Source organism: Pontibacter sp. HJ8 (genome assembly GCF_054824225.1).
In genome coordinates this window covers 1-1,358 of the sequence record NZ_JSYF01000475.1, presented here as the reverse complement: position 1 = coordinate 1,358, position 1,358 = coordinate 1, and the positions used below count along the sequence as shown (strand labels likewise).

1 protein-coding gene is annotated in these 1,358 nt (G+C 48.6%); it reads left to right on the top strand.

What is annotated here, in order from left to right:
* On the top strand, positions 1–1,200 hold the full coding sequence (locus OB13_RS18045) for an aldose epimerase family protein (protein WP_461491579.1): 1,200 nt from the start codon (positions 1–3) through the stop codon (positions 1,198–1,200).
* Positions 1,201–1,358 lie beyond the last annotated feature (158 nt).

Below are 1,358 nucleotides of genomic sequence, written 5' to 3'. Positions count from 1 at the left end.
ATAGGATTACAGAAAAAGCTGCTACTGCTGGCTTTGGTGGGAATTGCCGGTGCCACAAGCCTGACAGGCTGTTCAGGTGATACCCCGAAGCAGGAGGGCACGGAGATGACTGCAACCGCTAACGAGCAACCAACAATGGAAATCAAGCAAGAAAGCTTTGGCAAAACAAAGGAAGGGCAGGAAACCAACCTGTACACGCTGACAAATGAACATGGCATGCAGGTGAAAATAAGTGATTACGGGGCAACTGTAACCTCCATTCTTGTACCTGACAAGGAGGGTAAGTTAGGGAATGTGGTCCTGGGATTTGATGACCAGTCCGGTTACCAAAGCCCGGCATACCTGAAAAGCGGGCCCTACTTCGGTGCTACCATCGGGCGCTACGGGAACCGCATCGCCAAAGGCAAATTCACCTTGGAAGGCCAGGAATACAAGCTGGCCACCAACAATGGCACTAACCACCTGCATGGGGGCAACAAAGGTTTTGATAAGGTGGTATGGCAGGCAGAGCCACTCCCGAAGCAGAACGCTCTGAAACTGACGTATGTAAGTGCTGACGGAGAGGAAGGTTATCCTGGCCAGCTGACTTCTACCGTGACCTATACCCTGACAAATGATAATGAGCTGAAAATAGCGTATGCTGCCACGACAGATAAAACCACGCATGTAAACCTGACCAACCATAGCTACTTTAATTTAGCGGCTGGTGAGGCAAAGGATATATTAAATCATAATCTGACACTAAACGCGGAGAGGTATACCGTAGTGGATGAGACGCTTATACCCACAGGAGAGCTTCGCAACGTATCTGGCACCCCAATGGATTTCACCAAACCACAGCCAATAGGTTCGCGCATAAAGGAAGTGCCGGGGGGATACGACCACAATTACGTGCTCACTGACACAAGCAAAAAACTCAAGCATGCGGCCACAGTAGTTGAACCGGCCAGCGGTAGAATGATGGAAGTATTTACTACGGAGCCCGGTATCCAGTTCTATTCGGGCAATTTTCTGGATGGCACAATCACCGGTAGTGGCAATAACACGTACGGGAAACACTATGGTTTTGCGCTGGAAACCCAGCACTTTCCGGATACACCGAATCAACCCCAATTTCCTACTACTGTTCTTAAACCAGGCGAGACCTATGAGTCCGCTACCGTTTACCGATTTTCTGTCCTAGACAGTAAGCAGGAATAATCGGGCTGCAGCACGCCTATCAGGTAAGTTGCCAGGAACTGTAATCCCTGGTGGAACCGATCTGGCAATAGGAGACAGTGCATAAGGTTGATTCATTCAATTACTGGTTAATAAATATTGCAACCAACGACACATCATAAGCCAAATGAACTATATTT